The organism is Chlamydia pneumoniae TW-183 (genome assembly GCF_000007205.1).
GTDB lineage: Bacteria > Chlamydiota > Chlamydiia > Chlamydiales > Chlamydiaceae > Chlamydia > Chlamydia pneumoniae.
On record NC_005043.1, the window covers coordinates 902345 to 916428 of the forward strand.

Below are 14084 nucleotides of genomic sequence, written 5' to 3' on the forward strand. Positions count from 1 at the left end.
TTTTTTAATCCAAGAAACTATACCAAGATATCAAAAGAGCTACAAGCAAGATCCTAGGAGCGGTTTTTTAATGAAAATAGAATAAGAAAGGATTTATAGACGTGCTGATGAAGATGTCTTGAAAGAGGGAAATAAAGAACACATTGCAGATCAGAAAGATAAGGCCCATAGATCTGCGATGTATTCTTGATTTGGAGATAAGATAGAAATAGAGAAAATCCCTCTATTCCTCAGAATCCTCGTAAGCAAATACATTAGAATCTGTGAAAATTGCTTCGGATCCAAGCTCTTCTTCAATTTCCATGAGTCTATTGTATTTTGCAACACGCTCAGAACGTGATAAAGAGCCTGTTTTGATTTGACCGGCGTTGAAGGCAACAGCAAGATCTGCAATCGTAGTGTCCGTAGTTTCTCCTGAGCGATGAGAAATAATTGTAGTATAGCCAGCCATTTGCGCAAGCTTGATAGCATACACTGTTTCAGTAAGCGTCCCTATCTGATTTGGTTTAATCAACACAGAGTTCGCTAATCCATTGCTAATACCCTCTAATATTAATTCCGGATTTGTAACAAATAGGTCATCACCCACAATCTGTACTTTTTCTCCAAGAACTTCAGTTAACAAGGCCCACCCGTCATAGTCTTCTTCAGCAAGACCATCTTCTATGGAGTCTATAGGATAGCGATCACATAAATTAGAAAGGATTGCGATTTGCTCTTCATAGTGCCTCCCATCATACGTGCCTGTTTTTACGTTATAGAATGAGGATGCTGCGCAGTCTAAGGCTAGCGATATATCTTTTCCTGGAGTAAAGCCTGCTTTTTCAATAGCCAGCAATAGGAGCTCTAGAGCTTCTTCATTAGAAGCAAGATTCGGGGCGAAGCCTCCTTCGTCACCCACTCCAGTAGATAAGCCTCTTTCATGGAGTAATTTTTTCAAAGTATGAAAAACGTCAGCACCCATGTTGACAGCTTCTTTGATGGAAGAGGCTCCAATAGGACGGATCATAAATTCTTGGAACTCCAAGCCGTTATCGGCATGCATGCCTCCATTGATCAGATTCATCATAGGACAGGGAAGACTGCAGGCAAAACACCCTCCTAAATAACGATACAGAGGTCTGCGTAGTGTTGCTGCTGCTGCATGTGCTGTAGCTAGAGAGACTCCTAAAATAGCATTGGCCCCTAGAGTTTCTTTGTTCGGAGAGCCGTCAGAATCCATCATCAGAGAATCAATTAAGGATTGCTCATAAACACTACATCCCTTGACGAGGGGAAAAAGAATTTCTTTTACGTTTTTTACAGCTTGCAAAACCCCTTTGCCTTGATAACGAGGAGAATCTGTATCACGAAACTCTAAGGCTTCTTTTTTCCCTGTGGATGCTCCTGAAGGAACCCGAGCTTCTCCAACAGAACCTGTGCTAGTGGTTACTTTAACATGTAAAGTGGGATACCCGCGAGAATCCAAGATTTCCCTAGCCTGGATATCGGCAATGACAGCTTCAAACATAATTTTTATCTCTTTTCTTTAAGACTTTGCTAAGAGCTCAATAGCATGTGAACCTACTGATCCTGCTCTGCTTCTTGAACTGTAGATATGTATTCTAAAATACGTAGCTACGGATTCACATCAAACTCATAATGACAAAAATAGATAAATTTGGGGAGGAATATTCTTGAATATCGAGATCAGAAATTCTCTTAGAACAAATAGAGAAGCTGTTCTTTGCAAGCTTGCATTGCATCGCGGTATTTCGCAGCTTCGTTGAATCGAAATTCTTTAGCAGCACGTTGCATGAGAGCTTCGTATTTCTTAATTTGCTCTTCAAGATCTTCTTTAGATAGGGGGCGTTGAGATTCCTTGGGAGACTCCGAGTCTTTAGAGGTTTGTAGAATAGGATTGGCAAAAATAGCTTTTATAATGGGCTTAGGAACAATATTGTGCTCTTTATTGTAATCTAACTGTATCTGACGCCGGCGTTCGGTCTCTCGAAGAGTCTCCTCTATAGAACGGGTTTTTTGATCAGCATAGAAAATGACTTTACCATTGATATTCCTAGCAGCTCTTCCACAAAACTGAATCAGAGATGACGTGCTTCTTAAAAAGCCCTCTTTGTCAGCATCTAAGATCGCAACTAAAGAGACCTCGGGAAGATCGAGTCCTTCACGTAGGAGATTGACTCCAATCAATACGTCAATAACGCCCGAGCGTAGGTCTGTAAGGATTTGCGTGCGTTCTGCAGTTTCTATTCCAGAATGCAAGTATGCCGCAGGGATCTCTAATTCTGAAAGAAAACCCGCCATATCTTCGGCAAGTTTCTTTGTTATAGAAATCACTAGGATTTTTTCATGTTTCTGAGACAGCCGCAAACGAATTTCTTCAAGAAGATCATCCACTTGTCCTGTAGCAGGACGGATTTCAGGCATAGGATCGGGGATCCCCGTCGGGCGGATGATTTGTTGTACAATATGACCTGAGCTCTCTTGGACTTCCGTATCACCTGGTGTTGCAGAGACATAGATGACTTTACGAAAGTACTTCTGGGCTTCTTCATAGGTTAGCGGGCGGTTATCGAAGGCTGAGGGGAGACGGAATCCATATTCTACTAAAGATTGCTTCCGAGATTGGTCTCCACGATACATAGCACGTATTTGAGGTAGTGTTTGATGAGACTCATCGATAATAAGGAGAAAGTCCTCAGGAAAATAATCTAAGAGGCACGTAGGCGGTGCTCCTGGGGGCGCCCCTGTAAAATGCCGTGAATAGTTTTCTATGCCCTTGCAGAATCCGATTTCCTTGATCATCTCAATGTCATGAGTCGTACGATGGAAAATGCGGTCCTTTTCTATAGGACGGTCGTCAAAAAAGGCCATGCGCTCTTCTAACTCTTCCTGAATGGTTCGGATCGCTTGCTCGCGAATTGCCTCAGGAATGACGTAATGAGATCCAGGATATAAAGTAGCCGAAGGGACACTTTCCTTGGGAATCATAGTGAGGGGATCGCTGTATTCTATGGAGGTAAGGGTGTCATTTAGAAATTCTAATCTTAGGGCAAGTTCACTTTCGTATGCAGGGAAAATATCGATTACACTCCCACGCTCTCGAAATGCACTTCTCTGTGGGATGGGAGATGCTTGATAGTGCATTTTAACAAGCTGAGCTGTCAGGATATTCCTAGGGTACTCTTTCCCTACCTCTAAGACTAACGCCATGGATGTATAGTTTTCAGGAGAACCAATACCATAAATGCAAGATACTGAGGAAACGATTAAAGTGTCTCGGCGCTCTAAAATAGACCGTGTTGCTGATAAACGTAACTTATCGATTTCATCATTGATAAGGAGGCTTTTTTCTATATAGGTATCACTACGGGCAATATAGGCCTCAGGTTGATAGTAATCGTAGTAAGAGATGAAATACTCAACGGCATTATTAGGGAAAAATTCACGAAATTCTTGATACAGCTGAGCAGCTAGCGTTTTGTTATGGGCTAAAACCAGGGTAGGGAGATTTACGTTGGCAACAACATTCGCAATAGTGAATGTCTTCCCAGAACCTGTAGTTCCAAGAAGTACTTGTGATTTTACCTGATTACGCACACCCGCAGACAGCCGAGCAATCGCCTCTGGCTGGTCGCCGCAAGGAGCAAAAGGAGCATGAAGTTGGAATGTCATAGTAAAAATTATTTAAGCAATGAGCGCCATTTATGGCTAAACCCAAATTTGTCATGAACTTCTTCCATAGTGACTTTGGCTACTTCACGCATTTTATGCGTGCCATCCTCTAAGACGTTTTGTAATGCCAGAGGCTTGGATAGAAATTCTGAGCGTCTTTCTTTTATGGGTTTTAAAAAGTGAATCAGCTCTTCAGCAAGGCGTGCTTTTACTTCGATGTCTTTAATGCAACCTTGACGATAGCGTGCTTTAAACTCTTCAACCTCATCTTTATGGGGATTGAAGATGTCATGATAAATAAAGAGGGGATTTCCTTCAACTCGACCTGGTGTGGTTGCTCGAATCCGGTTGGGATCCGTGTACATCTTACGGACTTTCTCAGTAATTGTAGCGTCGCTATCGGAAAGATAGATCGCGTTGTTCGCGGACTTACTCATTTTCCCTTGCCCGTCAATTCCTACAAGAGAGGTAAGCTCGCCTTGTAGTACCTCGGGCTCTGGAAATACCTGCCCATACAGACGGTTGAAATTTCTAGCGATATCCCGGGTGAGCTCCACATGCGCTTCATTGTCTTTCCCTACAGGGACAAACTGTGCTTTCGCTAGAAGAATATCCGCACTTTGTAAAATAGGGTACCCAATAAGACCATAAGAAAGACTTCCCTCCTCGATTGAGGCATTTCGGGCCATATCTTTGAGGCTGGGAATGCCCATCACTCTATTGATTGAGATGAGCATCGAAAATAGGAGATGTAACTCGTAGATCTCAGGGATCGCAGATTGTAGGTAAATTATAGATTTCGTTGGATCAATCCCTACACTTAGCCAATCAGCAAGAACTTCATAGATGTGGTTATCTACATCTAAAACCTCTTCCTTGCGGATTTTTGTAGTTAGGGTGTGGAGATCGGCAATAATAAAAAAGCAATCGTACTCAGGGCTATTTTGAAGTTCTAATCGGTTTTTTATAGAACCAACCCAATGCCCTAAATGGAGTTTCCCTGTGGGACGATCCCCGGTAAGTACGCGCTTTTTTTTATTCATGACGTCCGCTATTGAAGTGCTTTAGTTAGCTCATCAAAGTGATTTTTTAATGATGTAATTTCTTCTTGAATTTCCTGAAGATTTTTCTCTCCAACAGGATTCTTTTGTGCTTCTAAAAGTCTTGCTAGTAAATGACGAATCAAGTGGCAGGTATTCTGCACATCAGTCATCAATAAGAACTCTTGACCATCGACACGAGCTAATCGATTTAAGAAAATACAACGCTCTTGTTGGGTAAGCATATCTGAAGTGATGAAATTAATAAATTCCCCGCGTTCATGGATGTCTTTAGCGACACGAATAGGCATCATAAATTCGGCAATTAAACTATGCGCAGCTTGCTTTTGCTGAGGAGCAAGTTCTTGTGTTAACTTGCCATTAATTAACATCTCGAAAAAGAAATTTGCAATCTCTTGCTGACCATTGGCACAGTTGAAAACGACATTTTGAAATTCTCGAAAGGTTGTGTAACCAATAGGAGTAGCAAAAATTCTTTTTAAATTTCCTTCAAGAAGGAGAAAAACGTTGTCTTCAAGCTCTAATGTTTTTGTCTTTGCTGCCATAAATCATACCTTTGTATCGGGAAAGAGGTTACTTTTAACTTTTTCTAGTTTTTTTATCAATTTTTCCAAAATGATCTGCTCATCAGAAGAGAGACTCGTACACTTAGTTAGTATTTGAGAGCCTTTGGTAAGCATAGCAAGAGCCTGCTTTACTGGTGATGTTTTTCTACAATCTGTCTCAACTAAGGGGAACTCTTTGCGAATGCGATCTAAAAGCTCGCTTTTTCTTTCCCCTCGGTAGTTTCGGATAATCTCTTCTTTTTTTTCTTGGGGCCCTTGACGAGATGCTAAAGTATAGACAGCTTGTCTAGGCATCTTTTCCATCTCTATTTTTAAAGGTTCAGGAAGAAGGGTAAAGAGTTCGTAGTAAACTAAAAAATTATAGGGGGTTTGTCTATTCCCATAGGTTAAGAGAAGCCAAGAAGAAAAAGCACCTTCACGATAGCTTTTCAGTAAATCACGGACTTTTGTGATGCGCTCCCCATGTAAAAGGACAGATTGATGATGGATTTGCTTCACTTCAGCAGAAAGAGTACAGAGCTGGGTAAGATCAGGTTCTTCAATCTGTTCTCGAAAGTTGTAGTGCTGAAGCAGATGACGGAGTTGCTCTTTTTCTTTAGAGGAAAGCGTAGGATTGGAAAGGCGAACGGCAAGAGGAGAGGGATCTCCTTCCATGCGTTTACGGGCAAGCGCTTCCATTTTAGTGGGAGTATTCTTTTTGAAGCGACTTTCTAAGAGCGTTTTTAGATTCCCCATAGAGCTAAATATCTCTTAATAAAATTAGCAATTCTTTAGTGAGGTTGAAATAATCTTCAGAGGCACGTGCACTGGGAGATGTAGCAAAGACAGGTTTGCCATGAATCGCAGCTTCTGAAACAGTGATGTCTCTACGTATTTTCGTATTCAATAACTTCCCGGGGAAAGTTTTGTGAATCAGCTCAGCAAATGCGGAATTGTTTTTCCCTCTGCAATTCCAAAAGGATAAGGCAACTCCTAAAATCGTTAGGGGATGTCGTGCTGAAATTCCTTGGATGAAACCAGCCAGACGTTCTAGACCTTTGACACTATAAAATTCTGGGGTAGCGCAAATAAGCGCATAATCAGCAGCAATTAGGGCAGATTCTGTAAGCCAACAAAGTGAAGGAGGAGTATCAATAATCACATAGTCGTACTTGTCTTGGACAGAACCAAGTACATATTTCAGTCTTTCATGAGAATAGCGATCCGCAGCAAGATTTCCTGACACTTCAATACGCTCTAACCAGGTGTCAGCAGGAATTAAATCCAGCTGAGTGTCTTGGATGGGTCGGATGACTTCTTGAATTTCTTTTTCGCCTTGTAACACAACAGCAAGGCTGTCATAGCAATCAGGATCTAAGCCTAATCCAGAGGTGAGATTTGCTTGAGCGTCAAAATCAATAAGCAATACCCTGGCTTGATGGTACTGGGCAAGAGCCGCACCAAGATGAAGGGTTGTTGATGTTTTTGCTGTTCCACCTTTAAAGCTGTTTACAGCGATGGTCTTCATTCTTGATGCGTATCCTCAAAAATCCTTAGCAACTACAATAATGCAGTTAAACTTAAAGAGTTCTTTTCTTCAAGTATAGTGTTTAAGAATCTCTCTACAGAGACATCATTAATCACTCGGTTATCTCGGGTGCGTACTGCGAGTACATTTTCATTAATTTCATGATCTCCAAGAGTGATCATGTAATTGACCTGCATGTTTTGGGCATTGCGAATCTTTTTACTTACAGACTCACTAGAATCGTCTAAGGTGACGACTAAGCCTAAACGTTTCCACGCTTCCTCGAGCTCTTTCGCTCTAGGAATATGGCGATCAGCAACTGTGATGATACGCACTTGCTCAGGACTTAACCATAAGGGGAATCTTCCTTTGAAGTTCTCAATCAGAATTCCTAAAAAGCGTTCTATAGAACCAAAAAGAGCCCGATGTAACATCACAGGAACACTCTTAGTTCCTTGAGCTGTGGTGTATTCTAATTCGAAACGCTCTGGAAGGAACATGTCTAACTGGATGGTTCCACATTGCCATGTTCTTTGAATCGCATCTTTAACATGGATATCAATTTTAGGACCGTAAAAAGCACCTTCTCCTGGACGAACAATGAAGGGTGTCCCGGACTGAACTAATGCTCGATTTAAGGCATCTGTTGCTAGCTCCCATAGAGAATCATCCCCAATCGTATCTTTTTCTGGACGTGTGGAGAGTTCCAGGTGATACTCTAATCCAAATGTACCGTACAGTGTAGAAACTAACTGAAGAATATTCAAAGTTTCCTCTTCGACTTGCTCTGGAGTAAGAAATACATGAGCATCATCTTGGTGGAACGCACGGACACGCATTAACCCTGAAAGGGCTCCCGAAGCTTCTTGACGATGGACATGACCAACTTCTGCTACACGTAGAGGGAACTCCTTATAACTATGCAAGCGGGTTTTATAATAGAGCATGCATCCTGGGCAGTTCATGGGCTTAATGGCATAATCTTCATCGTCGATTTGCAGTGTGTACATGTTTGCTTTATAATTGTCCCAGTGGCCTGAAACTTCCCATAACTGACGATTCATCAACTGTGGCGTTAGGATTTCCTTATAACCCGCAGCTGTGTGCAGCTGCTTCCAATAACGAATCAATGCATCCCAAACAATCATACCGCGAGGATGGAAGAAGGGCATTCCAGGAGAACTTTCTTGCTGAGAAAATAGATCTAACTTGGCCCCCAAAACACGGTGGTCCCGTTTTTTTGCTTCCTCAATTTGCTCTAAATGTGCTCGAAGTTCCTTAGATGTAGGAAACGAAGTTCCGTAAATACGTACTAAAGATTCTCGAGAAGGATCCCCTCGCCAATAAGCTGCAGATGTGCGTAAGACTTTAAACGCTTTTACATGAGCTGTAGAGGGAAGGTGAGGACCTCGGCAAAGATCAAAAAACTCCCCTTGGCTATAGGCAGAAATTTCTTCATTTTCAGGAAGCTCACGAATCAACTCTGTCTTAAATGGATTCTGTGGGAATTGTGCTAAAGCTTGTTGCTTATCGCCATAAGTAAAGCGAGAAATCGCAAGCTTTTCATCAACAATTTGTTTTACTGTATCTTCAATTAACGGGAAATCACTTTCGCTAATGGAAAGATTGGCAAAATCATAGTAAAAGCCATGGTCGATGACAGGGCCGATTGTAGGAATTGCATCAGGCCATAAACGCAATACGGCTTGGGCTAGAAGATGGGCAGAAGTATGAAGAAAAATTTCTCGTCCTTCGGGATCTTCGGAAGTCAGAAATACTAAGGTGTCGCCTTCGTTTAGGTGGGTGGAAAGATCTCTAGGGCGTTCGTTAATGAGAACACCAATGAATTGATGAGAATTTTTTAATTGTTTAGCGAGTTCCGCTGCTGTAGTACCTTCGAGTACTTCATAATTTTTTTGATCACAAGTTACTTGAATCATCTTGTTCCACGCCTCCATGTTAGGGGGACTTTCGTTGTTAGCATTTTAGTGTTTTTTTTGATCAAAGCAAGAAGCTTTTTTTTATAAAAAAACTTTTATTTTTTAATACAAGTTCCAAAGCGCCAGGAGATTTAGATTGGAACTAATAAAAACATCTTTTATACTATCTGCTTAATAAACATTACAAACTGGTTTGCATATGTCGCTTTTTCTAGTTTTTCTTACGGCATTTATTTGGTCTTCTTCCTTCGCTCTTAGCAAACTAGTTATGAATGCTTCAGCTCCGATATTTGCTACAGGAGCTCGCATGGTAATCGCTGGTGCGATCTTGGCTCTTGCTGCATGGTTTCGAGGCGGTTTTGTTGGTATATCGAAGAAAATATTCTTATATATCGTCCTGTTAGCTTTAACAGGTTTCTATCTTACCAATATTTTTGAGTTCATAGGATTACAAAGTCTAAGTTCATCTAAGACATGCTTTATTTATGGACTCTCTCCTCTAATGTCAGCACTTTTTTCCTATATTCAGCTGAAAGAGAAAGTGACTCTCAAAAAGGTTTTAGGATTATCCCTAGGCTTGGTGAGCTATATTTGTTACTTAACCTTTGGTGGGGGAGGAGACGATTCTCAGCCTTGGACCTGGCAAATAGGTCTTCCTGAGCTTCTAATCTTGGGGGCAGCAAGTTTAGCTTCTTTTGGCTGGACTCTTCTTAGACAAATCGAAAAGCAGTCTACGTTATCGGTCACAGCAATTAATGCATACGCGATGTTAATAGCCGGAATGCTATCAATCATGCACTCTGCAGTCGTGGAACCCTGGCGTCCTTTACCAGTGCAAGATATATCGCAGTTTCTATACGCGACTTTGGCTCTAGTGGTAATTTCTAATTTGATTTGCTACAACCTGTACGCCAAATTATTAAGAAAGTATTCTTCCACTTTCCTTTCATTTTGTAGCCTTGTCATGCCACTTTATTCAGGCTTTTATGGTTGGATATTGCTTGGGGAGAAGGGAGTCTCCTTGGGCTTGGTGTTAGCTGTAGCCTTCATGGTGGCGGGCTGTCGTCTCATCTACCATGAAGAGTTCCGACAGGGCTACATTGTTTCTTAAAGTAAAGCCGCTTTACATGAAAAAGCTCGGTATCAAACCGAGCTTTTTTTGATCAGATCTCTAATTGTGATTAATTAAAGATAGCAGATGTTGTTTGTGTTTGAGAGTCCGCAATATTTTGTAGTGTTTGTAAGGCAGTATTAAATGATTGCATAGCTTGCTCTTGTAATTGTCCTGCTTGTCCTGCTTGCTGACCATAAACCGAAGACATTTGTTTCAAGACTTCTGCTTGAGCCTCTGCTTGTCCTGCTAACCGCTGATGATGGGCGACTTCTATTCCTGTCTGCCCCGCAGAAAGACCTTCAACAGCCGCTGTGAGTCCATGCATTAATTGACTCATTTGCATAGAGGAAGAAAGAGCATTTCCTGCAAATGATGCAACACGCGCTCCCTGAGTTTTCACTACGTTCATACCTCTGGAGACTTTTTCAGACCAGTTAGGTTTATTTAAGACTTCGCCAAAGAGTCCTCCTGAAGCTTTCGAAGCTCCATCAGAGGCCATTTTTGAAGCTGCTGCGGCCATATCATCGGTTAGGTTCGCTGCAGCTTTGGTGGCTGCTGATCCCGCAGAACTCGCTGCTGTTGTTGCCGCCTTGGCAGTCGAAGCCATAGTCTGTTGAACAGAAGAACTTGCAGAAGTTAAAGCTTTGGAAGCAGCACCTCCAGCAGCTGAGGCACCTGTTTCTTTGGCAAAGGAAGCAGATTTTAAAGCCGAGGTAGCTCCTTTTGCAGCAGAGAAAATACCCGCTCCTACAGAAACTGTAAATCCTACAATGTTTACAATACCACTAATCAAGGACTGTTTTGCCTGTGCTTCTGTAGCTGATGCTTGATGGTTCGCTTGCCTTTTAATAGCTTCTCCAATAGCAGGAGCGGATTCGACTTGTGACCGGATCGCTTGGTTTTGTGATTGGAATGAAGCTTTCCAAGACTCTCCGGCAGCATTGGCCATCAAGGTCATAACTAAACCGAGGAGTGCTAACGTACCCATGCCTTTTTTAAGTACAATACCATTGATGGTCTGTGCCTCAGGAGTAGGAAGGCTGGGTGAGTCATAATTATTTTGTCTTAATCCCTTAGGACCTTGTACGGCTTGTGCCGTTGCAGTTTCACTTGCGCTTGCTACCGAAGTTGAGGATTTAGATTTCCCAGATTTTTCGCTTTTTTCTCCCTTACTACTTTTAGTAGTTGAAGATGTAGCTTCTTTTTTTCCTGTACTTTGCGCTGAAGCGTCTTGAATGAGATCCTCAAAGCCTCCAGCAGCGACTTCTGCTTGAGCCCCTTGCTTTGTTACATTCTTAGTATCGTGACCGCTCTGAGCATTTCCTGCTTTTTGAGAGGATTGTGCCAATTGCGCAGCCAATGTGGGATCCTGACTTGAACTTCCACTAACTCCTGATGTCATAGCAATACATGCTCCTTTAAAAATTATTGGTTTTATGCTGCGCCAGCGATGGCTCCGCTGATTGCGGCATACGCTTTAAGGATTTGAGCGCCCAGCTTGGTAGCTTTTTGAGTCATTTCATTAGACTCGCCTGTTTGTTTTGAGGCAATTTTACTTGCCTGTTGCCAAAATTGAGTGAACATAGAAATCATATCAGCCGCAGCCTGCAGTTTTCCGACTTCTTTCTGAAATTGAGCGACGTTTTGTTGCATCTCCGAGAGCTGCATTTGCATAATCCCTTTACCGAGAGCAGGCGCCGCAACTACAACCCCAACCCCAACCGTGACCCATTTACTGGTAAGAGACGAGATGACTTTCGAGAGCTTGGGGAAGTTCTTCGCAATCATTTGAGTTCCCTTAGCGAAAACCTTAGAGATTCCTTTAGAAATGGCTTTGGCAATCGCTTTGACTAAAGTTTTGATAAATGCTTTTATTCCAGATTTGACAGCCGCTTTTATAGCCGCGGTGATCGCTTGTCTGACAGCTGTGATAACAGCTTGTTTCACCGCTTGGACAACAGCTTGAACTGTAATTTGTGTTGCTACCGTGGTTGCGGCAGCAGCTCCTGCTGCACCTCCAGCTGCCGCTGCACCTACAGCAGCTCCCGCAGCGAGTCCAGCGAGTCCAGCTCCGCATGTAAAAATAGCAGCAACAATAGAAATAACTGTAATGGCAACAGAAACCGCGATCATCACAGTATTGACAGTATCCATTGTTCCTTCGAGATCTTTAGACTTCTGTTCGGCAGCCTTCATCTCTTGGTATTCTTCTCGTTCTTTATCGATTTTTATCGCTTGCTTTTCTAGACCTAGTTTATTTGTTTGGTCTGCTTGTGCTTGTGTACTTGCATAGTTAGATAAGGCAGATTTTGTGGCTTCTCCCAATGTCTGAATTGCTTTAGCAAGCGCGAGTCCGATTTCGATAACCTCTGATCTTGGTGTCACCCCGGGCTTGGGGAGCTCAGGTGTTTCCAATTTTGCGGAACCCGAACTTTTCCCTGAGAGGGCAGCAACAACAACCGCTTCGACTTCTTTCATTTGCGCGGCACTGAGGCTTTGAAGTGACTCTAAGGTAGACTCCATACTTTTGCTCGCCTCTTCAATAGAGGTCTGCATAGCAATTTTTGTTGCAGTATTTGATGCTGTAGTAGCAGCCGCTCCTGATACTCCAGTATCAGCACCTGCCTTTTGACTTTCTGAGGATTCTTTCCCAGCAGCAACTCCCTGTTGTGGAGCTGTTTCTGTTTTTGTAGTCGAGGAAGTTTTGTCTTTTCCAGAAGCACCAGCAATAGTGGCATCGCTTTCCATCTCAGTGTTTTTACCCTGACGTGTTTGCTGTATTTGCTTCGTTTCGTTGCCAGACAGCTTATCTTGTTGGGGCACGCCCTGGGGTGTCGATGTCAGAACTTGAGACATGATATTTTTTTGATTGTCAGGTCCTGAAGAAGATGAAATAGACATGTTTGTATCCTAAGGGGTTTGATTCTGCAAAGGGCTTTACTCAGCGCCTTTAACCATTTGTTTATTAACTACAGTGGTTAGGTTTTTTAATCCGTGTACTACTGAAGATAACTCCTTTGCGAAGTTGGCATCTTCTTGGGCAGAAGGGAATAATCCTTGAGTTAACTCTTCGAGATGTAAAGATTCTAGAGTTCCAGAAAGAGCCGCGATGATGCTATTAATCTGATTCTTGTCAGTAAGACTGGCAAATGTCTGAGCTAAGGGAAGCTCTTTATATAGATCAGATACCGCAAGTTCTAACTGCTGGATAGCAGCTTCTTGAGATTCTTCTGGTACGCGCTTTACAGGAGCTGCCTTAGACTGAACTGCCTTTTTTGTTTTCTTGGGCTTTTTATTCATGATTTCTCCTTAGAATCTTACTAACGTTTCTTTCCGCTTTTCTTATTTGTAGTTGTTTTGCTTTTTCCCGCAGGTTTTTTTGTCGGTGCTTTCTTAGTTTCTCCAGCCATCTGCTTCTCAATAGACTGTTTCATAATTTGGCAACGTTCTTTTAAGATTTTGAATTCTGGGTTATTCCCACAGATATCCATGGTGACGTCTAAGAAATTGTTAGATTCTTCGGGTTGCTGTAGCTTCAATAAGCTATCAGCAATGTAGTAAGGAGGAATTGGGTTGTCAGGTTGAGCATCGAAAGCAAGGAAAAATCCAAAAGCCGCTTCATTATATAAATGCAATTGGTGGTAGCAGGAGCTTAACCCTAACATATACTTGTAGTTCTGAGGTTGTGCTGCTGCCAATAACTGGAAGAGTCCTACAGCTTCGTTGTACTTCCCTTGAGAATAGAATGTATAAGCTACAGTATAGATCTCCTCTAAGAGATAGTCCGAGAGACCTAGAATCTGTTGTAGGTCTAGTCCATTGCTAAGACCTTCGAAGATATTGCCTAAAGCTTTTTTAATTTCTTCTTCCGTAGGTACGGGATGGACTTGTTCTAAGTCATCAGCCTTTGCTTTCTTTTGAGCAGCCAGCTCTGCTAGACGGCTTCGCGTTTTTTTATTGAAAGAGGCTGAAGGTTTTTGAGGTTGATTGGCATTACGAGGAGAGGGCTTGCTCATCGATCTAATTCCTAAAATAAAATTATTTTGTATTTATGAATCAATTTTAAAATTAATCTTTTTCTAAAAACAAGCCTATTGATAATAATATTTTTATTATTTTAATTAATCTTTTTCTAACCCGTTCATTTTTAAGGAAAAATGGAAATTAGACGGAAGCTTTCTTGACATTAGCTTTAGGGTATTTTAATTTGCTGGCTCGGAA

12 protein-coding genes are annotated in these 14084 nt (G+C 42.0%); 1 reads left to right on the forward strand and 11 read right to left on the reverse strand.

Going from position 1 to position 14084, the window contains the following annotated elements:
• Nucleotides 1-223 precede the first annotated feature (223 nt).
• The 7 genes from eno to thrS all read right to left on the reverse strand — a co-directional run bounded on the left by eno (nt 224) and on the right by thrS (nt 8749).
• A complete protein-coding gene (gene eno, locus CPB_RS04130) occupies nt 224-1510 on the reverse strand; it encodes a phosphopyruvate hydratase (RefSeq protein ID WP_011126231.1) in 1287 nt (428 codons plus the stop codon).
• A gap of 191 nt (nt 1511-1701) precedes the next feature.
• The gene (uvrB, locus tag CPB_RS04135; protein WP_010883438.1) at nt 1702-3675 is read right to left on the reverse strand and encodes an excinuclease ABC subunit UvrB; all 1974 of its coding nucleotides are present in this window, start codon (nt 3673-3675) and stop codon (nt 1702-1704) included.
• Nucleotides 3676-3683: 8 nt separating this feature from the next.
• A complete protein-coding gene (trpS, locus tag CPB_RS04140; protein WP_010883439.1) occupies nt 3684-4718 on the reverse strand; it encodes a tryptophan--tRNA ligase in 1035 nt (344 codons plus the stop codon).
• An 8-nt stretch (nt 4719-4726) separates the two neighbouring features.
• Nucleotides 4727-5281, reverse strand: coding sequence for a CT584/Cpn0803 family type III secretion system protein (locus CPB_RS04145; RefSeq protein ID WP_010883440.1), 555 nt, complete (start codon nt 5279-5281; stop codon nt 4727-4729).
• A gap of 3 nt (nt 5282-5284) precedes the next feature.
• Nucleotides 5285-6037 (reverse strand): pGP6-D family virulence protein, encoded by a 753-nt coding sequence (locus tag CPB_RS04150; RefSeq protein ID WP_010883441.1) that lies wholly within the window; start codon nt 6035-6037, stop codon nt 5285-5287.
• Nucleotides 6038-6041: 4 nt separating this feature from the next.
• Nucleotides 6042-6809 carry a ParA family protein gene (locus CPB_RS04155; protein ID WP_010883442.1) on the reverse strand — a complete coding sequence of 256 codons (768 nt, stop codon included), beginning with the start codon at nt 6807-6809 and terminating at the stop codon, nt 6042-6044.
• A gap of 32 nt (nt 6810-6841) precedes the next feature.
• Complete coding sequence (gene thrS, locus CPB_RS04160; protein ID WP_010883443.1) at nt 6842-8749, reverse strand: threonine--tRNA ligase; 1908 nt, start codon at nt 8747-8749, stop codon at nt 6842-6844.
• 199 nt (nt 8750-8948) lie between these two features.
• On the opposite strand from thrS, the gene CPB_RS04165 reads away from it, so the two are divergent.
• Nucleotides 8949-9860 carry a DMT family transporter gene (locus CPB_RS04165; protein ID WP_041466969.1) on the forward strand — a complete coding sequence of 304 codons (912 nt, stop codon included), beginning with the start codon at nt 8949-8951 and terminating at the stop codon, nt 9858-9860.
• Nucleotides 9861-9930: 70 nt separating this feature from the next.
• On the opposite strand, the gene copD is transcribed toward CPB_RS04165, so the two are convergent.
• From copD to CPB_RS04185, 4 genes are read right to left on the reverse strand one after another with little or no spacing between them, the layout of a single operon-like run.
• Entirely contained in the window at nt 9931-11265 is a 1335-nt protein-coding gene (copD, locus tag CPB_RS04170) for a type III secretion system translocon subunit CopD (protein ID WP_010883445.1), read from the reverse strand.
• 32 nt (nt 11266-11297) lie between these two features.
• On the reverse strand, nt 11298-12764 hold the full coding sequence (gene copB / locus CPB_RS04175; RefSeq protein WP_010892258.1) for a type III secretion system translocon subunit CopB: 1467 nt from the start codon (nt 12762-12764) through the stop codon (nt 11298-11300).
• A 36-nt stretch (nt 12765-12800) separates the two neighbouring features.
• The gene (locus tag CPB_RS04180) at nt 12801-13163 is read right to left on the reverse strand and encodes a hypothetical protein (RefSeq protein ID WP_010883447.1); all 363 of its coding nucleotides are present in this window, start codon (nt 13161-13163) and stop codon (nt 12801-12803) included.
• A 20-nt stretch (nt 13164-13183) separates the two neighbouring features.
• Nucleotides 13184-13879 (reverse strand): SycD/LcrH family type III secretion system chaperone, encoded by a 696-nt coding sequence (locus CPB_RS04185; RefSeq protein ID WP_010883448.1) that lies wholly within the window; start codon nt 13877-13879, stop codon nt 13184-13186.
• Nucleotides 13880-14084: the final 205 nt, after the last annotated feature.